This is a genomic window from Pseudomonas violetae (genome assembly GCF_023072615.1).
In the GTDB taxonomy this organism is placed as follows: Bacteria; Pseudomonadota; Gammaproteobacteria; order Pseudomonadales; family Pseudomonadaceae; genus Aquipseudomonas; species Aquipseudomonas violetae.
This window is the reverse complement of sequence record NZ_JAKNRW010000002.1, coordinates 1-20,605: the sequence shown is the minus strand read 5'-3', so window position 1 is coordinate 20,605 and position 20,605 is coordinate 1. Positions and strand designations below refer to the sequence as shown.

Sequence of the window (20,605 nt, the reverse complement as noted above, 5' to 3'; positions counted from 1 at the left end):
GCCGGCCATTTGGCCGGTCTACTTGTCGTCGCCCCGTGCCTGCTCTGTCACAATCGGCAGCATGACTTTCTCGCCCAACCTCGACCAGATGACCCCGGAACAGCTTCGTGCCTTGGCGGCACAGGCGTTGCAGTTGCAGTCCCAGGTCGAGGCGATGAGCAGGAAAATCCACAACGATGAAACCATCATCGAATAGCTCACTTACGAAATCGCCCTTCTCAAACGCCACAAGTTTGCCAAGCGCAGCGAGCAAATCAGCCCAGCGCAAGGCAGCTTGCTGGATGACCTGCTCGACACAGACCTTGAAGCTATCGAGGCCGAGCTAAAACAGCTCCTCCCAGCTTCGCCACAGGCCGAGCCACGGCAATCCCCCAAACGTGCGCCATTGCCGCCGCAGTTTCCGCGCACCGTGATTCGTCACGAACCAGAAAATACTCAGTGCGCCTGTGGCTGCCAACTTCAACGCATCGGCGAAGACGTCAGCGAGAAGTTGGATTACACGCCGGGCGTGTTTACCGTCGAGCAACATGTGCGTGGCAAATGGGCGTGCCGCCAGTGCGAAACCCTTATCCAGGCGCCGGTGCCGGCCCAGGTTATCGATAAAGGTATCCCGACCGCAGGCTTGCTGGCCCACGTGATGGTGGCCAAGTTTGCCGATCACTTGCCGCTATACCGGCAGGAGAAAATCTTTGGCCGCGCCGGGCTGGCAATCGCTCGCTCGACCTTGGCCCAGTGGGTCGGGCAAACCGGCGTGCGACTCCAGCCGCTGGTCGATGCACTGCGTGAAGCCGTGCTGAACCAGGGCGTGATTCACGCCGATGAAACACCGGTGCAAATGCTTGCGCCAGGCGAGAAGAAAACCCACCGGGCCTACGTCTGGGCCTACAGCACTACGCCGTTTTCGGCGCTCAAAGCGGTGGTTTACGACTTCAGCCCAAGCCGTGCTGGCGAACATGCACGCAACTTCCTGGGCGACTGGAACGGCAAGCTGGTCTGCGATGACTTCGCTGGCTACAAGGCCGGATTTGAGAAAGGCATCACTGAAATCGGCTGTATGGCTCACGCCCGTCGCAAGTTTTTCGATCTGCACGTGGCGAACAAAAGTCAGTTGGCTGAACAGGCCTTGCACTCGATCAGCGGCTTGTACGAGGTCGAACGCCAAGCGCGGGATATGAGCGATGAAGAGCGTTGGCGAATACGTCAGGAACTAGCGGTACCGATCATCAAAAGACTGCATGACTGGATGTTGACCCAGCGCGACCTGGTGCCCAACGGATCAGCCACGGCGAAAGCCCTCGATTACAGCCTGAAACGCTGGGTAGCGCTTACGCGCTACCTGGACGATGGGGCTGTGCCCATCGACAACAACCAGGTCGAGAACCAGATACGGCCATGGGCGCTCGGACGCTCGAACTGGTTGTTTGCCGGGTCGCTACGTAGCGGTAAGCGGGCGGCGGCGATCATGAGCCTGATCCAGTCGGCGCGTATGAATGGGCATGATCCGTATGCCTATCTCAAAGATGTGCTGACACGGCTGCCGACACAGCGAGCCAGTGAGATCGGGCAATTGCTACCGAATCAATGGATGTCGGCCTGATGGATAATGAATCGCCCCGAAGCAAAAGCTTAGGAGCGATTCACGATTACAGCCCTAGCCGGGCAGGCTCAGGTGCAGCAAGGGGAAGGGGCGGCCCTCGCCATCCAGCGGAGAACGACCTGTTTGAACAAACCCGTAATGTAAATAGAACCCTACCGCTTCGGGGTTCTGTTCATTCACATCAACACTCATCTGACTGCGCGAACTGCGGGCATGATCCAGCAGCGCACGTCCAATCCCTTTCCCTCGCAGATCTGGTTCGATGAAGAGCATCTCTACGTGGTTTTCATTGAGCCCGATGAACCCTAGCGGGCAGTCCTCGGCATCTACCGCAACCCATAATTCAACAGCGGGTAGGTAAATATCGCGGAGCTGAGGAAGCAATGCCTCAATATCGGATTCTTGCAGGAAGTGATGCGTGGCGCGAACGGAGCGCAGCCAAATGTTGAGCAGTTGCGGATGGTCTGCGTTAGTAGCCTGACGAATGATCATAGAATCATCCTTAACACTTGATATCGGAAATGAGGCGCGCTAGTAGATAGCGACCGTATAAGTGTCGGCAACTTGTATGACCGCTTCGCGAGTTAACGCCTGGGCGGTTCACGGCAGAGGTAGCCGGAAATGAGGGAGGACGGACGATACTGAGAGGCTTTTGAGGTGTCAATAAAAAATTACGGATGGGAATGGTGGAAGCATACCTGACAGATGGTTTCCGGGCCGATAGGGATCTGCTGCGGAACGCTAGAAACGGGTGATGTAGTCGTCAGGAGCTTACGGTGACTTACCCGGACGCTTACATTTGCTGGGCTGCGTAGCTATAGCTACATCGGCTATCGCTCCTTCGGGCTTAAGCCCGGGTCGACCCCAAGTCTTCATATGCCCTGAGCGAGTCACTCCGCAGTTGGGCTGCCATGATTGATTCGAGAAGCGCATTGCAGCTGTCTCATTTCTCCTAGGCCTGACCTATGATCCGCATTTCAGGTTGTTGCTATGAAGATTAGGCGCCCGCGATGGGCACCCAATTTTTAAAAGTACAAACCTGATTCCCAGGCTTATGCCATGGCGGGATTCCGCTCAAATTCCAGACAGTCACCGATCGAGGTGAACTCTGGACTGCGGCACAACCACACGGTCAGTGTCGTATAGGCGACGGACAGAGCTGCGATTAATGCCATGTTTTGCTTGGCCTCACGTCGATGGCGTGCAGCTGTGCGTGCTTGCGATTCCCCTTTGCGCCGACCACTATTTGAAAACAGGGAGCCAACCAGCATGGCGATAATCGCGAAGAACACCGTTATGATGGTGAGCTTGGTAATTATGACCAGCGCGATATTGAGCGCGCCTTGGTTGGTTCTGAGGGTCGCGTAGACAGCGTAGCTAATACCCAGCAGAACCCCAGTGGTGAAGGCAATCACCTGGATAAGGCCTGGCAGTTCCAGCCAGCGCATGACGAGGGCGGCTATCACTCCGGCGGCCGGTAGCAGATTAGTGATGGCTGCATCTGTGTAGTCGTTATAGATTGTGGCGGTCTCTTTATGGTGAAGCCAGACGGTCCAGCAAGAAATCAGGAACCCGATCAGCAGGGCGTATTTCCAGGCAGGGCCAGACCAGAACGTCTGCCACATCCTTTGGAAGAGTGGCTTCTCAGCTAGTGGTTGAGCTGCAGTACTCCTTTGCGGCGCCGTTGCCAGATTAGCTGGAGCTGGATGAACTGGGGCTGCTGACGCGACCGCAGTCTTTGATTGCTTCAAGTACTCCTGTTCCCGTTGCAGGCGAGATTGTTCCTTCGCGAGGTTGTAATCCGCAGTTCGCTTAGCTGATGCGATTTCTTCCGCGTGGCGTTCCGCGTTTCGTTGATCTTGTCGGGTTTGTTCCTCAGCCTTATCGGCCGCGTGTCTCTCAGCGTTGACGTAATTTTCAAGGAAGGTGACCCGCGAGCCCAGCGTCTTATCGAGACACTTCTGCGAGGTGCATTGGTCACGCTCAGTGATCCATTCACGCTGTAGCTGGCGGAGGCGGGCAGGATCGCCGGTGTTGGCCAGCGCTTTTTGGTATTCCCGGCCCAGGCTACTGTCTACGGAGCTTAAGTAGCCGTCCTGGCATATGGACGTTTCTGCGAAGCTTGCAGCTTTTTTACAATCAAAACTTGCTGCCATAGCGCTGCCGGCCGCAAATACAAGCACTAGCGCCGCCGCGCTGCTCATCATCCTTTGCATATCCCTAATCCCATTAATAGCGCCCATAGACGGACGTAGCGTTTATCGGCGGGCATTCCTTAAACCTTAGGTCAGGTACCCAATAGGGCAGGACCATCGCCACAGCCACAGCCACAGCCACAGCCACAGCCACAGCCGCAGCCCTGTACCGCCAACCATATGGGGAGGGGGAATTGCATAACCACGTCAGGTGCTTGATATAGCAGAGAGGAACAACATAACGGCGCCGGACCAGGAGAACAGGCCAGGGGGGCTTGCCGCTTTGCGTGAAACCCTGAGGTGAGTATCGTAAGGTCCTATCAAGGAAGCGGGGGCTCAGGCAGCGGCTAAACAGAGCGCTGCAGGAGAGGGCGGCTAAAGCTCAACGGTCAGATCCAGACATGTCACCGCCCGCGTAAGTGGTCGCAGTCCGACGTTCTCCAACGAGCATTCGATTCCTGATGACAATGAGCTCTATCAGGCAGACCGTTTACTCGATTTCCTCAAAGCACGCGATGGGCTATTGAGAAAACGCTATGCGGATATCCTAGGTTTTTCCAATTATTCGGCTGCCAGTGAGGTCTCTAGCGAGACCTTGAAATTGTCAGAATCGCTTGAGGCAGAAATTTCGGAAAAGTGATTTGCTCGTCTTTTAAGGTTCCACAGGCAAAAGATGGATCGGTGTTCTCTCCTGCGCTCGGGGGCAGCGGAGGATTCACCGTCGGAGCCAAGGGAGACGAGCGGAAAATCGCTGATTTCGATGAGGCTTTGGCTTTTCTAAAAACACAGCCGACGGCGCGCTGGCGCCGGCCCAATGACCAAGGTAATTGGGGAATCGTTACCGGAATTCGCTGGGTTGATCTCACTGAGTTTTAAGATGCCCGAGTCAGATTTCGAAAAAAAACTGACCCGGCATTCAGTCTGGCGGCGATTACTCTTCAAATCATTATCGAGCAGGTTCGCTTTAATAAGATCGCTTAAAAAGTTTGTCTCACCTCTCGATGATGGGAGCGGCTCAAATGCACGGGGAAGCATGCCACCGCTCAGCCATTGACCTCTAACGACCGGTACCACTCAGCATAGGGAGTGTTGGCAACTTTTTGCCTGTTGAAGTCTGGACTGCCATCGTTCCAACAAACCGGCCCTCGCTCCCCGAGCGCCACCTTCGCCGTTTGGACGCGCGCCCTGGCCAGCTTCAGCTGCCCAGTATCGGCAGAAGCTTTGGCTGCCTTTACCTCACGACGCGCTGCCATGAGTTCGTCTACGAGGTGCTGCCGTGCATCCGCAGTCATTGAAGGGTTGGTGCAACGCTACAGCTGCCCTTTGACTGCAAAGTATCGACCGTCAGGAGTCATTGGGTTCATCTCTGCAAATCCATGGTGCTTTAGAGCTGCATACCCAGCTCGTGATGTCTCGCAGCTGAATGTTGGTGAGGTGCTCTCAGCTAGTAACGGTTTAACAGTCTGTAACTCGCATCCAGCCATTAAAAAAAGCACCCCTTACTCCCAGATATCATGATTTTTCACAAGCATGAGCCTTCCTTATAGTCCTCCCAAGCCCACATGGAACACGGTTGTGTTTCCCTTGATGCGAGACATTTTATGGAAAATAAGAAACGCGCCGTCCAAGCTTCAGAGGTTGGTATGGGGACTCGAGTCGTATGGGGAGGTGAGCAAGTTCAGCATCCCTATAATGCGACCCAGACACCCATCGTGGTCAGTGCCGCCTATGGCTATGACGATATCGATAAGTGGTATGACGTGGCATTGGGAAAGGAGCCCGGCTTCATTTACAGCCGGATGAGCAACCCCACTGTCTCTGTCTTAGAAGATAAACTCTGTGAGCTCGAAAACGCAGAGTCGGCTGTAGCTTTCAGCACCGGAATGGCCGCAATCAGCGGTGTGCTACACACCTTCCTATCCTATGGGCAGCGTGTGATATCTACACGTGACAGCTACGGTGGTACGAACAAAATTTTTGAAGAGTTTCTTCCACGCATGGGTGTGGAGGTAACCCTTTGCGATACGCTCGACACTGTGGCACTTGAGCAGGAGATCGCTAAAGGCTGCAGCGTCCTGTACCTGGAAACACCCACGAACCCAACGCTGAAAATCGTTGATATTCGTCGCCTTGCGGCAGCGGCGAAGCGAGTGGGTGCTTTGATTGTCGCGGACAATACATTCGCGACGCCTCTGAATCAGAATCCGCTCGCTTTAGGCGTTGATGTGGTTGTGCACAGCGCGACTAAATTCCTGTCCGGTCATGGTGATGTACTCGGTGGTGTGGTTTGCGGCGCCGAGCATTTGATGTCTCAAGTTCGCCATTACCGTGAAATCAATGGTGCCTCGCTGGATCCTTTTTCGGCGTATCTAATCATCCGAGGCATCAAGACTCTGGCTCTGCGTCTTCGCCAGCAACAGGCGAGCGCGCAACTTTTGGCCGAGTACCTCTGTACCGAACCGCTGGTCGAGTCTGTGAACTATCCGGGGTTGCCTCAACATCCAGGTCATGACATCGCTCGTTCGCAAATGAACGGATTCGGAGCCATCGTGAGCTTCGTGCTGAAAGGAGGCATGGACACAGTTACTCGTTTGCTACCGCTGCTCAGATATGCGCATCGGGCGGGTAATTTGGGCGCTGTCGAGACCATCTATGGGCCGGCTCGGACGACCAGTCACGTGGAAAATACCTTGGAAGAACGTCAGGCACTTGGAATTTCCGAAGGTTTGGTTCGAGTGTCCGTAGGTATTGAAGATTCAGCCGATTTATTGGCTGATCTAAAACAAGCCTTCGCTTTAGTGCGAAGTAAGCAAGGTGATGCAAGCCCTCAAACTGACAGTGCTCAACGTTTCATTGAGGTAGGAGACTGAATACGGGCAGAACTTTCGATATTCATCTTAAGTCCTTCATGAAGAATGAAAATAATAAAATCCAGTGACAACAAAATTGTACTGCCCAAAAGCCAGTTACAAGGCGCTTGTCCGAACATTTCATGAGAATACAACTATGACCACACAGATAGAAGATAATCAGCCCGATCCAAGTTCGCATTTCAAAAAGGAAATGCAAACCCGCCACATCGTTATGTTGGCGTTGGGCGGTGTGATCGGTACGGGGTTATTCCTTACTTCCGGTTACACGGTTAATCAGGCAGGGCCACTCGGTGCAGTGATCGCTTACATGATCGGTGCAGTGATGGTGTATTTAGTCATGGTCTGTCTCGGTGAGTTGGCTGTTCAGATGCCAGAAACCGGTTCGTTCAGTAGCTACGCCACGCGATACCTGGGCCCAGGCACAGGCTATACAGTGGCCTGGCTTTACTGGCTCACTTGGGCAGTAGCTATCGGTTCAGAATTTACAGCTGCGGGCATACTGATGGTTCGGTGGTTTCCTGACACACCGGTCTGGATTTGGAGTGCGCTGTTTGCCATTGCAGTCTTCTTAAGCAATGTTGTCTCTGTTCGTTTGTTTGCGGAAACTGAATTTTGGCTTTCGCTGATTAAGGTTCTGACCGTTATCACGTTCATTGTGATCGGCGGAGCGGCAATTTTCGGTCTTTTTCAAGTACAGAATTTGCAGGGTGCGGGACTTTCCAACTTCACACGTGAGGGGCTTTTCCCCACCGGGTTCTTACCCATTGCAATGACCCTCCTAGCTGTTTCCTTCGCATTTTCCGGAACTGAGCTGATCGGAATTGCGGCAGGTGAAGCGCAAGATCCACAAACTAGCGTGCCCAAGGCAATCCGCACGACAGTGGTACGTTTGGCTCTGTTCTTCGTGGGGACAATTTTCGTCCTTGCGACGTTACTGCCACGAGAACAAGCGGGGCTCGTAGAAAGTCCGTTCGTCATGGTGTTTGAGTTGATTGGCATCCCATACTCTGCCGACATTATGAATTTCGTCATTCTCACGGCACTGATTTCCGCCGCTAACTCGGGACTGTATGCAGCATCGCGCATGCTGTGGACATTGAGCGATCAAGGACATATGCCTAAGCGCTACGCCAGGCTCTCCAGTCGGGGCACACCGGTGAACGCCATCGTTCTTAGTATGGCGGGTGCAGTGGCTTCTCTGCTCAGCAGTGTGTTTGCCCCTGATACGGTTTACTTGGCCTTGGTGTCCATTTCCGGTCTGGCGGTCGTAGTCGTGTGGATGAGCATTGCTGCAAGCCAGATCGCGTTCCGTCGTCAATACGTCGCTAATGGCGGACGAGTTGAAGACCTACATTTCCGTGTACGTGGCTATCCATGGGTGCCTATCGGTGCAATGTTGTGTTGTCTGCTGGCCTGTGTGGGTATCGCTTTTGATCCTGAGCAGAGAGTGGCGCTTTACTTCGGCCTTCCCTTTATCGCGTGGTGTTATTTCGTTTACTGGATCACTCGCAACAAGAGGGCAGAGCGGTTGGCTTTAGCCGCCGCTGTTCATTCCTCTGGCACCGCGTGAAGTTATCAGGCAATGATTGAGCAAAGATAAAGCCCTGATGAGGTTGCGCCGATGAGTCAAAAATCACTACCACCCTTGAATTGGTTGAGGGCATTCGAAGTATCGGCGCGTTATTTGAACTTTACCCACGCGGCAGAAGAACTCCATTTGACTCAAGGGGCTGTGAGTCAGCAGATCCGTCAGTTGGAAAGTCACCTCGGGGTGGCGCTGTTCAAGCGCTTGCCTCGAGGGCTTGGCTTGACCGAGGAAGGACAGTCGTACCTGCCTGTCGTACAAGACGCGATCAGTCGCCTTGCAGTCGGCACAAACGAGATTTTCGGCCAGCACAATCGAAGACATTTGAAGGTGCGTGGCAGCCTTTCCTTTCTTCACTACTGGTTGGCCCCACGGCTCGCGGATTTTTGTCGAGAGTATCCGCAGATCGATATTCGATATATCAGCAATATCTGGGTGAAAGAACCGGATGGCGAGGACGACTTGGAGATTCGCTGGGGATGCGGTGAGTGGTCGGGCTTGCACGCTCAGCGATTGACCTGGGACATCCTTCAGCCTGTTTGCTCCCCGACGCTCATGGCCAACTCACCCATACATGAGCCTCGCGACTTGATGAACCATTCCCTGCTTCACGTGTTGGGTTACGAAGAAGGTTGGGGTTACTGGTTGAAGCGAGTAGGAGCAGACGACGTCGACTATTCCCGTGGCCTTCAGTTTGACACGCTGATCTCCACGATCCGCATGGCCGAATTGGGGCAGGGCGTTGCGCTGGCACGCTCTTCCGTGGTCGAGGATTTGCTTAACAGTGGGCAATTGGTTGCGCCATTCAGTCACCGAATTGAGGCTAGCGAATCTTTTTATCTGGTACACGAACAGGCCGAAGCGCTATCGCCAGATGCCGCAAATTTTTCTACCTGGCTGGTGGCTCAAGCCCATCGCCTTCTGTAATACCGATTGGGGAGTGGTCATGGATTATGTAAGCACACGTGGCGGTAACATGCGGGCGGATTTTCGCAGTGTGGTTCTGTCGGGGCTCGCCGAAAATGGAGGCCTGTATGTCCCGACCAGTTTGCCAGTATTCACTGAGAAACAAATTACCAGCTGGTCATGGCTGCCGTTTGATGAGTTGGTATGGCGGATAATCTCGCCCTTTGTTGGCTCGTCAATGGACGAAAGCATCCTGCGTGGCTTGCTCAGTGACAGCTATCAACAATTCAAGCACCGCGCTATTACACCGCTTGAGCAGATCGGGCATAACGAGTGGATACTCCAGCTGTTTCATGGCCCGACCCGTTCTTCCAAAGATTTCGCCGCGCAATTGCAGGCGCGCCTGGTCGAGCATTTTCTGGGGGAGGTTGGTAAAGAAGCGTTGGTGGTCGGTGCAACTAATGGTGATACCGGACTCGCTGCGCTTGAAGCCTTTGCTAACTGCCCGGCCGCCCGCATGGCGATACTTTATCCGCGCGACGGGCTTGCGCCTGAGCAACTCAGTGCCTTGCAGGCAGCCGACCCGCAGCGGGTTCAGCTGTTTGCGGTTGACGGAAATTTCGATGATTGTCAGACACTGGTCTCCCGACTCTTGCGTGAGTGGCCGTTGGACGGAGTGATGCCAGTCTGTTTCAACTCGACCAATTGGATCGGCGTCCTTGCCCAGATTGTTTTTTACTTCCACGCGGCCTTGCAACTGGGCGGTGGCTCGCGTCCCGTTGGCTTCAGTGTTCCAGCTGCCAGCTCGGCCGAGATCTACGCAGGCTATATTGCGCAGAAAATGGGATTACCCATCAATCAGGTGATCATTTCCACCAACAGCAATGATGCCCTGCACCAGTTTTTTCATTGCAATCGCTACTCCACCCGGGTGACCGATCGAACAGTGTCGCCGGGGATGGACTTCTCGTTGTATTCCAACCTGGAGCGGTTTATTTGGGAGATTTACGAGCACGATGGCTGCTCAACAAAAGCGCTGATGGAGCATTTTGAAAGTTGCGGAGAAATGAGCATCGGCAATCAGCAATGGCTGCGTGCCCGAGTACTCTTCGATTCCTATGCGGTAGACGAATCCCAGGTGCGCGATGAGGTGGTCGAACTATTCCGAGAGACAGGCTCGGCCATCGATCCTCACACCGCTGTCGGAGTACTGGCCGGCCGGCTTCATCGACGCAGTCTGGGGGCGCCAATGGTCACCTTCGGGCAAATTGCGCCGGCCAAGTCGGCGGCGCTGTTGGCAGAGCTGGGCGTGTGGCAAGCAAACGTTCCGAGCACTGTCGAGGTGCGCGCGCAACCACCTTACCTGGCCAAGGACGATCTGGAGGGGCTGTGCAAGTCTCTTCGTGTGGCGGAGCAGAGGCTTTCATGAAGCGCATTCTGGATCCGCTGGACGAGCGCATACTGGCCGAACTTACCGCTAATGCGCGAATAGCCCATATCGAACTGGGTGCCAAGATCAACTTGTCGCGCAATGCTGTGCGCCAGCGCATCGAGCGTCTTGAGCGCGACGGTGCGATCCAGGGCTATACGGTACTTCTCGGTGAGTCCCGGCGGCCTACGTCGCTTATCAGCGCGGTGATCTTCGTCTACCGCTACGACCGCATGCGTGGCGAAGAAGTACTGGCTGCGCTGCGCTCCATTCCCGAAGTCGTGCAATGTGAAGTACTCAGTGGTGAGTTCGATTTAATGCTGCGCGTGAATGCCGCCACACCTGAACGTGTCCATCTCGTGTGGAAGGAAATCGCGGCCATGTCAGGGGTGGAAAACACCGTGACATCGTTCGTCCTTTCTGCGGTGTTTTAAAAGATCGTGCTTGGGCAAAACGCCCAACTAATACAGCAAACTGCCATATTCAACTGCCAAAGCCCGGCTCTTAGGATGTTCCTATCGAACAACATCAATAAAGGAACAGCTTTTATGACTGAGTACAAAATTGCCTTGGTAGGGTTTGGTGGCGTAAATCGTGGCTTCGCCCAATTGGTCGCCGATCGTAATGCCGAGTGGAAAGAGTCCCTGGGCTTCACGGTCAAAATTGTCGGTGTCACCGATCTGTTCCTCGGCTCGATCGTTGCCAAAGACGGTCTGGATGCAAAGCAGTTGGTCGCACTGCCCGTTGAGAAAGGCGCATTCGCTAAGTTGCCCGGTGGCAATGCTGAGGCCTTCAACGAAACCGTGATCAAGCATTCCGGTGCAGACATCATCGCGGAGGCCACTTTCACCAATCCGGTGGATGGCGAGCCCGCTACTACCTTTTGCCGTTGGGCATTGGAAAGTGGCATTCATGTAGTGACCACCAATAAGGGGCCTATTGCGCTGCACGGTGCCGAGCTCAAGGCGTTGGCCCGTCGCAACCAGGTGGCTTTCGAATACGAGGGAGCGGTGATGAGTGGCACCCCGGTGATTCGTCTGGCCAGGCAGGCCTTGGCGGGTGCCAACGTACAAGGCTTCGAAGGCATCCTGAACGGTACTTCCAATTACGTGCTCACCCAAATGAAAGACGGCCTGACGTTCAACGATGCCGTCGCACAAGCGCAACAGCTCGGCTACGCCGAGGCAGATCCAACCGCCGATGTGGAAGGGTTTGACGTACGCCTCAAGGTAGTCATCCTGGCCAACGAACTGCTCAATGCACGATTGAATGTCAGCGATGTGATGTGTTCGGGTATCAGCAATATCAGCGCGCAAGATATTGCCCAGGCCAGTGCCAACGGCGCGAGCTGGAAACTGATCGGCTCAGCCGATCGTGAGGCAGATGGCTCGGTTCGAGCGAGTGTCGAGGCGCGTCTGCTGCCGAACTCGCATCCTCTGGCAGGTATCGTAGGCGCCACGAACGCAGTGTCATTCAATACCGAACTGTTGGGCGCTGTCACGGTGTCCGGGCCTGGGGCAGGGCGTATCGAGACGGCCTTCGCATTGCTGTCGGACATCGTCGCCATCCACACCGCCCACGGCAAATAACAGGAGCTAGTCATGAGCGTATCCAGCAGCGCCAGTATCCAGCTTGTTGAAGCCAAACAGATTGATGTGTTCAGTCCATTCGATGGTCACTTGGTAGGGAGCGTTCCTTGCCTCGATGCTGCCGCAGTTCCTGGCTTGCTGGAGCGTGCGCGAATCGGCGTGCGCGAGAGTGCGGCAATGCCTCGTCACCTGCGTGCGCGCATTCTTGAGGACACCGCCCGGTGTGTGGAGCTTGAGTCTGATGCATTTGCCAAACTGATTGTTGCAGAGGCGGGGAAAACGCTGCGACAAGCAGAGAAGGAAGTGAAGCGTTGCGTGAACACGTTGAAACTATCGGCGGAGGAGGCGCGTCGTAACGCCGGGGAAGTGATTCCATTTGGGGCTTACGAAGGATCGGAATCGCGTCAAGGCTGGTTCACGCGCGAACCGTTGGGGCTTATCGTCGCGATCACTCCCTACAACGATCCGCTGAATTTGGTCGCCCATAAACTCGGCCCGGCAATCGCCGGTGGCAATGCCGTGATTCTGAAACCCTCGGAACTCGCGCCGTTGTCTGCTCTCAAGCTCGTTGAATGCCTGGTGAAAGCGGGTCTTCCACCCTCTGTGATTACCCCGGCTACAGGTGGTGTCGACTTGGGTAAAGCGTTGGTGGAGGTTCGCGAAGTTCGGATGATTTCCTTTACGGGTGGTTTTGCCACGGGTGAGGCCATTGCTCGTAGTGCTGGGTTGAAGAAGCTAGCAATGGATCTGGGAGGAAATGCCCCGGTTCTTGTGCTTGAAGATTGTGATATCGAACCGACCGTGGAGTCCTGTGTGTCGGGTGCCTTCTGGGCGGCAGGGCAGAATTGCATCGGCACGCAACGCATCCTTATACATAGCTCAATTTATGAGGATTTCCGTGAGCGTTTTGTCAGTCAAACGCGCGCATTGGTGGTGGGCGATCCTGACGAGCGAGCAACGGATGTAGGCCCGATGATTACGGAACAATCGGCCCGTCGTACCGAACAATTGGTAAATGAAGCACTGGCCGAAGGTGCCGTCCTTCTATGTGGGCACCATCGCCAAGTGGGAAGCTATGCGCCGACCGTGCTTGAGCGTGTGAGGCATAGCAGTACGATTTGGCAGCAGGAAGTCTTCGCTCCGGTGGTTATTCTGGAGCCTTTTGACCATCTGGATGACGCTGTTGCTCTGGCCAACGCAACGGAGTACAGCTTGCATGCTGGTCTTTTCACACGTGATATTTCCAAGGCTTTGAAACTAGCGCGTCAAATCGAAGCGGGTGGTGTGATGATCAATGATTCTTCCGATTATCGTTTCGATGCCATGCCTTTCGGTGGTTTTAAGTACGGAAGTCTTGGGCGCGAAGGTGTTCGGTTTGCGTATGAGGATATGACGCAGCCCAAAGTGGTCTGTATCAGCGACGTGGGTTAAGCCTACGAAGTAATTGTCGTCGACGTACATCGGGTGGACGCTTTCTCCCAACGCCCGATGTCCTCGTTGATAAAAATAGTAGCGGGTCGCGCGAACTTACACTGAGGTGCACGTCCGATGCTTTTAAGCAATCGTTTACGAGGTTAACCATGTCCAAGCTCGCAGAGTTTCGTCAGCTCGAAAAACACCTAGCAGAGCAGCTCCAGGCGCTCGAAACCCTCAAAGGTGACGCTGGCCTCAAGGAAGAAATTGAATTCGAAACGAAGCTGCGCGCTCTACTTGCCAAGTATGGCTACAGCTTGAGAGACATCGTCAACCTACTTGATCCCAAGTCTGGTCGTCGTGCCCCCGCTGCTGAGTCGCAGAGCAGCACCCGCAAGCCTCGCCAGGTGAAGGTCTACAAAAATCCTGAGTCCGGCGAAGTCGTAGAAACCAAAGGCGGCAGCCACCGAACGCTGAAGGAATGGAAAGCGAAATACGGCTCCGACACCGTAGAGTCTTGGCTGGCCAAGTGATTTTGGTTTGAGTACAAAAGGGCCTTTTGGGCCCTTTTTTTGGAGATCATTGAGAGTCGATCTTTTGAGTTCTCCGGCAAAACGAAGGGCGGGCCGAGATGAATAAAGGAGAGGTCGCCCGCATCAAGCTGTTTTTCGCATCAGTTGTACTATGTGGTTGCTCTAAGCCTTAGATGTGAGAACGACCGGGGTAAGCTGGACTTTTCCGAAGCCTTTTACTGCTACGATCACTAATAAAGCTCCCATGATAGTAATCCAAGTGACTTTATTTCCGAATGTGAGGTAGTCCAAAAGTATTGTGATTACTGGAACCATGTAGAAAAGTACGCCGACCTTGCTTGCTGAGTTTTTCGCTAACATACGGAATAAAAGTAATACGGCCAATGTTGATACTGCAATCGTCATCCATGTGGCTGAAACTATAAATGTAGGAGTTAAGTTAAGTTTTATCTCGGTGAAAGGGAGTAGTAATAGAAAAATGCAAGATGCGGTCAGAGCTTGGTAGAAAGCTGCGATAACAGGATCGATTACGGACTTCTTCTGCATAACTGAACCGGCGCTTATAGCTATGACAGATATCAGGCCGAAGAACAGTCCAAGCATGGTTACGGCACCAAGGTCGCGCGCCCCAAAAATAGCGATTGTCAAACCTGTCAATCCAAGAAGTAAATAAAAATATCCTATTTTGCCAATTTTTTCATTCGCGAATATCGGGGTTAAAATTGGTTGAAGGCCTAAAATTATTGCAAGAACCCCTGGAGTTAATTTGTAGTTGAGGGCTAAAAAGTAAGCCGTCTGATAGCCTACTTGCAACAAGACACCAATCAGTATTGCTTGTAGCAGCAAGCGTTTTGGCAGTAGCAATGTCTCTTTTAATCCGCGCTCGCCTGCAATTAAGGCGCATACGATAAGCAGCGCCAAACTAGCACCTACGGAGCGTATAGTGAGGAATACGGAAACAGACGCATCCTCAAGCCCTAGCTTGACGAATATGGCTCCGCTACTCCACATTAAGAGAAATAGTAATGGTGAATATTTTTCTAAAGTGTTCATAGCGAAGCTCCAGATTACACGTTCCAGTCGTTTGTTGTGTAGCGCTCACCCATGTCTCTTTTCTCAATAAGATATCGACGCAAAGATTTAGCCTTTTTAATGATTTCGCCATTGTTTGCCTGCTCTGCGGCACTAATTATCCAGTCGTAGCAAGATGATACTGGCAAATCATAAATGAAATGATATTTGGAAAGAGCGAATATTATATCTTTGAAAGTAAAGCGATTGATAATTTTTGAGGTCGCGGCGATTACCTCTTTTTTATTGATGTCTGAGAAGGGTTCGCGTTTTATATGGAAGGAGTTGCGATAGGGGTCAAGCGAGGAAGGGGCAACAAAAATATCGGTATATTCAAACTCGCCCTCATGCATGAAGTCCAAGCAGAGAAACATACGGCTTTTCAGTCCGAAATTCACAGCTGCACCAGATTTTGGATGCCCGGACAAAGTTTCGCATGTTCAGTAGGAAAGCATTTATCGGTATTCCTGTATTGAGTGTCCGATGCGTCGCCGCTTGCGTTATAAACAGAAAGATTTTTCCAATACCCTTGGCCAAACTCATCATATTCTTCAGGCTGCTTAGTGACCGAGTTAAGATATTTAACGTCAGTTTCTAAGTCGTAAGCGCTGATGTTGATTTTTCCGATAATCTTCGACGCCATCATTTGACTCCCTGTTAATTTAGGCTGCAATAGTAAGTCATAGATTGACTATCTACGCGTTAATAATTATGATGCGCCCTATCTCGGGATGTGATGATGGACTATCAAAATGAATTTGGACATGAATCAGCTACGTGCATTTGTCACCGTTGCCGAGCTTAAAAGTTTTTCCAAGGCATCCCAGAAGTTATGCCGCGTCCAATCTGCTATCAGTCAGCAGATACAAAAACTTGAAGGCCATCTAGGTTCAGATCTTTTTGTTAGAGGTAAGCGAATGCTGGAGCTGACTGCTCATGGCGATAGCATGCTTGCTTATGCAATAAAAATTTTGGAAGTTAATGATCAAGCAGTAGCAAAATTAACTGATAAATCTTACAAGGGTGTAGTTAGAGTTGGGACGTCTGATACTTACGCATCTAACTACTTCTCGGAAATTATAAAGTGTTGTGCAGACCGCTTTCCTGATATTGAAATCGAGGTGCATTGCGGATACAGCAGTCAAATTTGGCAGAGCTATGAAGCTGGCGAGCTTGATGTTGTGCTGACGCAGGGATGCCCGTCGAGCGTGCCGTCGGAACTCCTTCACTCAGAACCCCTGAAATGGGTTTGCACTTACGAGAGCAAAATTGTTGAAAAAAATCCTGTCCCTCTAGCGCTTTTTACTAAGGGCTGCGGAGATAGAGACTTAATATTAAACGCTTTAAATCGAGTCAAAAAGGCGTACCGGATAAGTTATCATAGTACAAGCCATGCGGGGATTCTCGCGGCCTTGTCGTCTGGCTGTTATGTATCTGCTGTGTTGTTGAGCACTGTTCATGACGAGCTTCGTGTGTTGGGAGAGTCTGAAGGCTTTCCACTAATAGGTAATTTAGATATTTCGCTTGCCTATCATGATAAATCGAAAGGCTCACTCTCAAGTTTATTTGCGGATATATCGAGGAGCTATTTTCAATCACTGAGTGTGGGCCATGTTATCTGTTCAACCAAGCGTGCGTGCGCGACTTGATGTAAAAAAAATTCGCCGCTTTTTGGATTTACCTGTGAGCGGAGCAATAATTCAGCTGTCCGCCTTCGTGCTTGGGGAAGGCAAAGCGAACGGACTCCATATTTAGGTATAGGGTGTACTGTGAGGCTAGCTCGGAAAGCGAGCAGAAGCAGTTGAACACCTGGGTCAGTTTTCAGTCGGCAGAACAGCCTTTACTGGGTCAGTTTTCGGTCAGCGGCAACAGCTTGATGCCAAAAAGAGGCGAAGAGTTGATTCTGGCAAGCGATGAGCAGACATTTTTTTGCGATTTACTCTGATACGCTGCTGAAACACTCGTTTACAGGAGTTGTTCGCATGATTGGCAAGTTAATTTCGACGGGTTTCAGTTTGGCCACCTTGCCCGCCCGCCTGACTTTTCGCAGCGTCCGCGCCTTGGCCATGACGCCTGCCGAAGCCAGCCGCCTACTGGCGGACATGCGTCAGGCATCGGATCAGGCGGTGCAGGAACTCCAGGGGCTGTTGGCCAACGTCGATGCGGACATGACCCACAAAACGGCGCACCTCAGTGCTGCCGACAAGCGCCTGGCAGCCGAACTGGCCCTGCACGCCGCGAACAACACCTGAACATGGCCGCGATCAACATTCTGCGGGCCGTCTGGCTGACGCTTCACTCGACGCCGAACTTGCCGCCAAGCGAGCTTGATAAGCGTCTTGAACAGACACGTAACGACTAACAGATCGTCCGGCGGATCGGTCGATCCGAGCGAGAAATGGGAGCTCAGCATCCTTGAATCGGCGCTTCATGTGCAGGTGGGGTTTATGGAGCGCTTAAGATGATGCGCTCTATCTAGCCAAGCGCAGCGGGCGCAACCGAGTGAACTGAAACTGGCGTTCGGGCTCTAGCTGCAATCACATAACCCCACAGGATATGGCGATTCGATTCGCGTTCATTCCGCATGGCAGCCATAGCTAAGCTGTGGTGTGAAGTGACGTCAATGTAGAGGTCGCTCCTTCGGGCTTAAGCCCGGCTCGATCTCGCGCCTTCAGGTGATGTGTCCAGGTATGCGTTTTCGACTTGGCGGAGGACTCTGAAGTTCAGCCTGATGTACTGGTTCAGCGAAGCATATTATGGTTTCCTCATTTGTCTTCGAGGCTGCCGCGCTGTTCGCTATTCCAGGCTTCAGTGAGCTCGCCTATTCGATCCGCGATCTGAGGCTTTTTTGATAAGACAAGGCATCGCGTGTTGCCGACAAATTCCTCTATCAAATACAGCGAGTCGCCAACATCAAGCTCCAGCTCCTGCAACGCCTCATCGGGAATTCGAATTGCACCGTCACCATCCCATTCTTCTATCAAGATTCTCATAGGTGGCTTTTTTTCACGTGTGGTCTCCATTGCTATGAGCCGGCAAGCCGTTCCCGCCTGTAGATTCTCAGTGGCACGTGTTTAGATCCGGATAATCATCAAGCTTAAGGCTAGTAGCACCTCCGTCCTCCGGCTCGCGCTTATAGTCGAATCCGTAGAATTGAGATAGGCCCCTCACCATTCGAGAAGTCACGTATTCCGTTAGAGGATCAGGCAACGTCGCGCGAGTGCCAGGCTTTTTGGCGGTGCAGTACAACTTCTGCTGTCTCTCCAACGAGCTCGGCGTATACCGACGGAGCTGTAGCGCCCTCGGTGCTGATAAGCAGAATGCGAGAATTGGCATCGATGCTTACGTCGGCTGCAAGGATTGGGGATTTGAGGATTTGGATGAGGCCCGCAAGGCCGGCAACAGCGGATTCGCCGGCTACCAGTGGGATGTCCTGGTTCTTGCCTGACGCGAGAATGCGCATTGCGTCGACAGCCGCGCCGTCTTCAATAGTCATGAAGTGATCAACGCTTTCCTTCAGAAACTTCCAAGCCAAAGGCGAGGTTTCGCCACAGGCAAGACCGGCCATGACCGAGTCCACAGAACCCTCCGACTTTGCGGCATCGCCGCTGAGAGCGCTCTGGTACAAACAGTCAGCCTGTTGAGGTTCAACCATGATGAAGGCTGGACGTTGGGCGCCGTAAACCTCCCAGAAGTAGCTTGCGATACCTGCTGCAAGACCACCTACGCCGCCCTGAAGGAAAACATGCGTGAAGGCTGATTCGTTAGGGCCTGCCTGAGGCGTTTGCTCAACGATTTCTGCTGCAATGGTGCCGTACCCTTGCATTACGTCACGGGGGATTTCTTCATAGCCCTCGTAGGAAGTGTCCGAAACTACAGTCCACTCGTTCTCAACCGCGATAGAGGCCGCTTTCTCAACCGATTCATCGTAGTTGCCCGCAATACGCACGATCTCGGCACCATAAGCAGCAATCGCCTCTTCACGCTCAATGCTCACATTGGCGTGAAGAACGATAACGCAACGACAGCCGATGCTTTTGGCAGCAGCAGCCAGGCCCCGTCCATGGTTACCATCCGTCGCGCTAATCACCGTGAAATCCGCGAGCGCTTGTCTGTATTCGCCAGACAACAGGCTATTAGCTTCAAAGCGTTGCTCTGGGAACACACGCAGGATCAAGCGTACCAGTGCGATTGGCGCACCCAGTGCCTTAAAGCTGCCAAGTTCGGAGCGAGCTGATTCGTCTTTTACCCAAAGCTCACCCACCCCTAGGGCGGTGGCCAACGCCGGCAATTTTACCAAGGGGGTGGCGCCCGGGTTTATTCCGTCCCACTGAGAAAGCCAACTGCGACTTTCGGCTGCTTTCTCGATGCTCAGGATCTGTTGAAGCACGTTCGGATAGGCTTTGTGAGTTGCGTTTTCGTTAGCGATAAGCATTGATTGCTCCAAATTTTTGGCAAAAGGGTACCTCTGCTCCTATAGGCAGAACAGTGGCGCTGGAGGATTACTGGAAGATCAGTTCCACGGGCTGCATTAGTCCGAAAATTCTGGGATAGAGGTTCGTAAAGTCACCACTTAATTGCATTTTTAAGTTCTCAAAGCATTTCAAGGTGAGGCATTGCCTTGCCTCCTATCCCGCAAGACACAGTCTCATTCCATCTAGCTGGTGAAATGATATCTCGCGGGTTTCTCATTTCTATTTTGTAATTGGTTGTGAAAACGCAACTTTGTTCTTGAATCATCAGGTTTTAATCAATTCTGTTCAGTTCATTGTCGCTGCAGGTGGCGCGGGAGACTGATGAAATAAGGCACGCGGCGGTCTTTCACTTTTCTTCACTCGATCCCTAACCTTTTTCTAGCAGCGAAAGAGGTTAGGAAAGTGCGCGGAACATGGCAGGGGTTGTGTGGGGTTCAGAAATGCTGCTCTGAACCCCTGCTTTTTTCATCGTCGCGGGGGAGGTAGCACGCGGGCTTCTTACTCAATGCTTAGCGCGCAAGACCGGTGCGTACCACTTCGGCGAAATAACGTGCACCGGTAGTCAGTACATCATCGTTGAAATCGTACTTCGAGTTATGAAGAGGGATTCCGCCTGTCGCGTTGGATTCACCGTTGCCGATGAATACGAAATTGCCTGGCACGACTCGCAGAAAGGCACCAAAGTCTTCCGAGATCATCATCGGATGTACTTCAGCATTCACCTTGTCAGCACCCACAATTTTTGTCGCGGCTTCAACTGCAATCGGCGTGCACTGTTCCCAGTTCACGGTTGGCGCAAATTCGTGCGTGTAGGTAATCCCCCCTGAAAAAAATACTCACCAGAAGTAGAATTTTCTCCTAATCGGATCAAGGAAATTTTGCGTGAAGAGATCACGTTTTTCAGACAGCCAAATCATGGCCATTCTCAAGCAAGCCGAG

19 protein-coding genes and 2 pseudogenes are annotated in these 20,605 nt (G+C 52.8%); 12 read left to right on the top strand and 9 right to left on the bottom strand.

The window, feature by feature from the left end:
* Positions 1–61 precede the first annotated feature (61 nt).
* Positions 62–1,597: pseudogene (gene tnpC, locus L9059_RS02360) on the top strand (IS66 family transposase).
* 54 nt (positions 1,598–1,651) lie between these two features.
* On the opposite strand, the gene L9059_RS02355 reads toward tnpC, so the two are convergent.
* The 3 genes and pseudogenes from L9059_RS02355 to L9059_RS02345 all read right to left on the bottom strand — a co-directional run bounded on the left by L9059_RS02355 (position 1,652) and on the right by L9059_RS02345 (position 5,156).
* A complete protein-coding gene (locus L9059_RS02355; protein WP_014717580.1) occupies positions 1,652–2,089 on the bottom strand; it encodes an acetyltransferase in 438 nt (145 codons plus the stop codon).
* Between the two features lie 560 nt (positions 2,090–2,649).
* On the bottom strand, positions 2,650–3,804 hold the full coding sequence (locus L9059_RS02350; protein WP_247286877.1) for a lysozyme inhibitor LprI family protein: 1,155 nt from the start codon (positions 3,802–3,804) through the stop codon (positions 2,650–2,652).
* A 1,031-nt stretch (positions 3,805–4,835) separates the two neighbouring features.
* Positions 4,836–5,156: pseudogene (locus L9059_RS02345) on the bottom strand (hypothetical protein).
* A 237-nt stretch (positions 5,157–5,393) separates the two neighbouring features.
* Between L9059_RS02345 and L9059_RS02340 the strand changes: the two are divergent.
* The 8 genes from L9059_RS02340 to L9059_RS02305 all read left to right on the top strand — a co-directional run bounded on the left by L9059_RS02340 (position 5,394) and on the right by L9059_RS02305 (position 14,120).
* On the top strand, positions 5,394–6,662 hold the full coding sequence (locus L9059_RS02340; protein WP_247286875.1) for a cystathionine gamma-synthase family protein: 1,269 nt from the start codon (positions 5,394–5,396) through the stop codon (positions 6,660–6,662).
* Between the two features lie 136 nt (positions 6,663–6,798).
* The gene (locus L9059_RS02335) at positions 6,799–8,235 is read left to right on the top strand and encodes an amino acid permease (protein ID WP_247286873.1); all 1,437 of its coding nucleotides are present in this window, start codon (positions 6,799–6,801) and stop codon (positions 8,233–8,235) included.
* Positions 8,236–8,286: 51 nt separating this feature from the next.
* Positions 8,287–9,177: a LysR substrate-binding domain-containing protein gene (locus L9059_RS02330; protein WP_064679922.1), complete on the top strand. Its 891-nt coding sequence runs from the start codon at positions 8,287–8,289 to the stop codon at positions 9,175–9,177.
* Between the two features lie 19 nt (positions 9,178–9,196).
* Positions 9,197–10,585: a threonine synthase gene (gene thrC / locus L9059_RS02325; protein WP_247286871.1), complete on the top strand. Its 1,389-nt coding sequence runs from the start codon at positions 9,197–9,199 to the stop codon at positions 10,583–10,585.
* Positions 10,582–11,019: an Lrp/AsnC family transcriptional regulator gene (locus tag L9059_RS02320; protein ID WP_020797502.1), complete on the top strand. Its 438-nt coding sequence runs from the start codon at positions 10,582–10,584 to the stop codon at positions 11,017–11,019. Before thrC ends, L9059_RS02320 begins: the two co-directional genes overlap by 4 nt.
* Before the next feature lie 114 nt (positions 11,020–11,133).
* Complete coding sequence (locus L9059_RS02315) at positions 11,134–12,174, top strand: homoserine dehydrogenase (RefSeq protein ID WP_247286869.1); 1,041 nt, start codon at positions 11,134–11,136, stop codon at positions 12,172–12,174.
* A gap of 12 nt (positions 12,175–12,186) precedes the next feature.
* Positions 12,187–13,605: an aldehyde dehydrogenase family protein gene (locus tag L9059_RS02310; protein ID WP_247286867.1), complete on the top strand. Its 1,419-nt coding sequence runs from the start codon at positions 12,187–12,189 to the stop codon at positions 13,603–13,605.
* A 149-nt stretch (positions 13,606–13,754) separates the two neighbouring features.
* Entirely contained in the window at positions 13,755–14,120 is a 366-nt protein-coding gene (locus L9059_RS02305) for a histone-like nucleoid-structuring protein, MvaT/MvaU family (protein ID WP_247286865.1), read from the top strand.
* Between the two features lie 162 nt (positions 14,121–14,282).
* Here L9059_RS02305 and L9059_RS02300 read toward each other — a convergent pair whose 3' ends face one another.
* Genes L9059_RS02300 through L9059_RS02290 form a run of 3 tightly spaced genes read right to left on the bottom strand, consistent with a single transcriptional unit; the run spans position 14,283 to position 15,834 of the window.
* Positions 14,283–15,173, bottom strand: coding sequence for a DMT family transporter (locus L9059_RS02300; RefSeq protein WP_247286863.1), 891 nt, complete (start codon positions 15,171–15,173; stop codon positions 14,283–14,285).
* Positions 15,174–15,187: 14 nt separating this feature from the next.
* The gene (locus tag L9059_RS02295; RefSeq protein WP_247286862.1) at positions 15,188–15,589 is read right to left on the bottom strand and encodes a hypothetical protein; all 402 of its coding nucleotides are present in this window, start codon (positions 15,587–15,589) and stop codon (positions 15,188–15,190) included.
* A complete protein-coding gene (locus L9059_RS02290) occupies positions 15,586–15,834 on the bottom strand; it encodes a hypothetical protein (protein WP_247286859.1) in 249 nt (82 codons plus the stop codon). The genes L9059_RS02295 and L9059_RS02290 overlap by 4 nt, the downstream gene beginning before the upstream one ends.
* A gap of 121 nt (positions 15,835–15,955) precedes the next feature.
* Between L9059_RS02290 and L9059_RS02285 the strand changes: the two genes are divergently transcribed.
* The 3 genes from L9059_RS02285 (at position 15,956) to L9059_RS02275 (ending at position 17,443) form a co-directional block, all read left to right on the top strand.
* On the top strand, positions 15,956–16,840 hold the full coding sequence (locus tag L9059_RS02285; RefSeq protein WP_247286856.1) for a LysR substrate-binding domain-containing protein: 885 nt from the start codon (positions 15,956–15,958) through the stop codon (positions 16,838–16,840).
* Between the two features lie 152 nt (positions 16,841–16,992).
* Complete coding sequence (locus L9059_RS02280; RefSeq protein ID WP_247286854.1) at positions 16,993–17,136, top strand: hypothetical protein; 144 nt, start codon at positions 16,993–16,995, stop codon at positions 17,134–17,136.
* A 37-nt stretch (positions 17,137–17,173) separates the two neighbouring features.
* Entirely contained in the window at positions 17,174–17,443 is a 270-nt protein-coding gene (locus L9059_RS02275; protein WP_247286853.1) for a hypothetical protein, read from the top strand.
* Between the two features lie 513 nt (positions 17,444–17,956).
* Here the strand turns inward: L9059_RS02275 and L9059_RS02270 are convergent.
* From L9059_RS02270 to L9059_RS02260, 3 genes are all read right to left on the bottom strand, one after another.
* Positions 17,957–18,184, bottom strand: a complete 228-nt coding sequence (locus tag L9059_RS02270; RefSeq protein WP_247288252.1) for an AbrB/MazE/SpoVT family DNA-binding domain-containing protein — start codon at positions 18,182–18,184, stop codon at positions 17,957–17,959.
* A 209-nt stretch (positions 18,185–18,393) separates the two neighbouring features.
* Positions 18,394–19,626, bottom strand: a complete 1,233-nt coding sequence (locus L9059_RS02265) for a diaminopropionate ammonia-lyase (protein WP_247286851.1) — start codon at positions 19,624–19,626, stop codon at positions 18,394–18,396.
* A gap of 549 nt (positions 19,627–20,175) precedes the next feature.
* Positions 20,176–20,484: a M20/M25/M40 family metallo-hydrolase gene (locus L9059_RS02260; protein ID WP_345894255.1), complete on the bottom strand. Its 309-nt coding sequence runs from the start codon at positions 20,482–20,484 to the stop codon at positions 20,176–20,178.
* Positions 20,485–20,605 lie beyond the last annotated feature (121 nt).

Coding starts and splice junctions, on each gene's coding strand:
- L9059_RS02305 (WP_247286865.1), top strand. CDS start 13,755: ATGTCCAAGCTCGCAGAGTTTCGTCAGCTCGAAAAACACCTAGCAGAG.
- L9059_RS02320 (WP_020797502.1), top strand. CDS start 10,582: ATGAAGCGCATTCTGGATCCGCTGGACGAGCGCATACTGGCCGAACTT.
- L9059_RS02270 (WP_247288252.1), bottom strand. CDS start 18,184: ATGAGAATCTTGATAGAAGAATGGGATGGTGACGGTGCAATTCGAATT.
- L9059_RS02310 (WP_247286867.1), top strand. CDS start 12,187: ATGAGCGTATCCAGCAGCGCCAGTATCCAGCTTGTTGAAGCCAAACAG.
- L9059_RS02335 (WP_247286873.1), top strand. CDS start 6,799: ATGACCACACAGATAGAAGATAATCAGCCCGATCCAAGTTCGCATTTC.
- L9059_RS02315 (WP_247286869.1), top strand. CDS start 11,134: ATGACTGAGTACAAAATTGCCTTGGTAGGGTTTGGTGGCGTAAATCGT.
- L9059_RS02300 (WP_247286863.1), bottom strand. CDS start 15,173: ATGAACACTTTAGAAAAATATTCACCATTACTATTTCTCTTAATGTGG.
- L9059_RS02330 (WP_064679922.1), top strand. CDS start 8,287: ATGAGTCAAAAATCACTACCACCCTTGAATTGGTTGAGGGCATTCGAA.
- thrC (WP_247286871.1), top strand. CDS start 9,197: ATGGATTATGTAAGCACACGTGGCGGTAACATGCGGGCGGATTTTCGC.
- L9059_RS02290 (WP_247286859.1), bottom strand. CDS start 15,834: ATGGCGTCGAAGATTATCGGAAAAATCAACATCAGCGCTTACGACTTA.
- L9059_RS02355 (WP_014717580.1), bottom strand. CDS start 2,089: ATGATCATTCGTCAGGCTACTAACGCAGACCATCCGCAACTGCTCAAC.
- L9059_RS02340 (WP_247286875.1), top strand. CDS start 5,394: ATGGAAAATAAGAAACGCGCCGTCCAAGCTTCAGAGGTTGGTATGGGG.
- L9059_RS02275 (WP_247286853.1), top strand. CDS start 17,174: ATGATTGGCAAGTTAATTTCGACGGGTTTCAGTTTGGCCACCTTGCCC.
- L9059_RS02265 (WP_247286851.1), bottom strand. CDS start 19,626: ATGCTTATCGCTAACGAAAACGCAACTCACAAAGCCTATCCGAACGTG.
- L9059_RS02285 (WP_247286856.1), top strand. CDS start 15,956: ATGAATCAGCTACGTGCATTTGTCACCGTTGCCGAGCTTAAAAGTTTT.
- L9059_RS02350 (WP_247286877.1), bottom strand. CDS start 3,804: ATGATGAGCAGCGCGGCGGCGCTAGTGCTTGTATTTGCGGCCGGCAGC.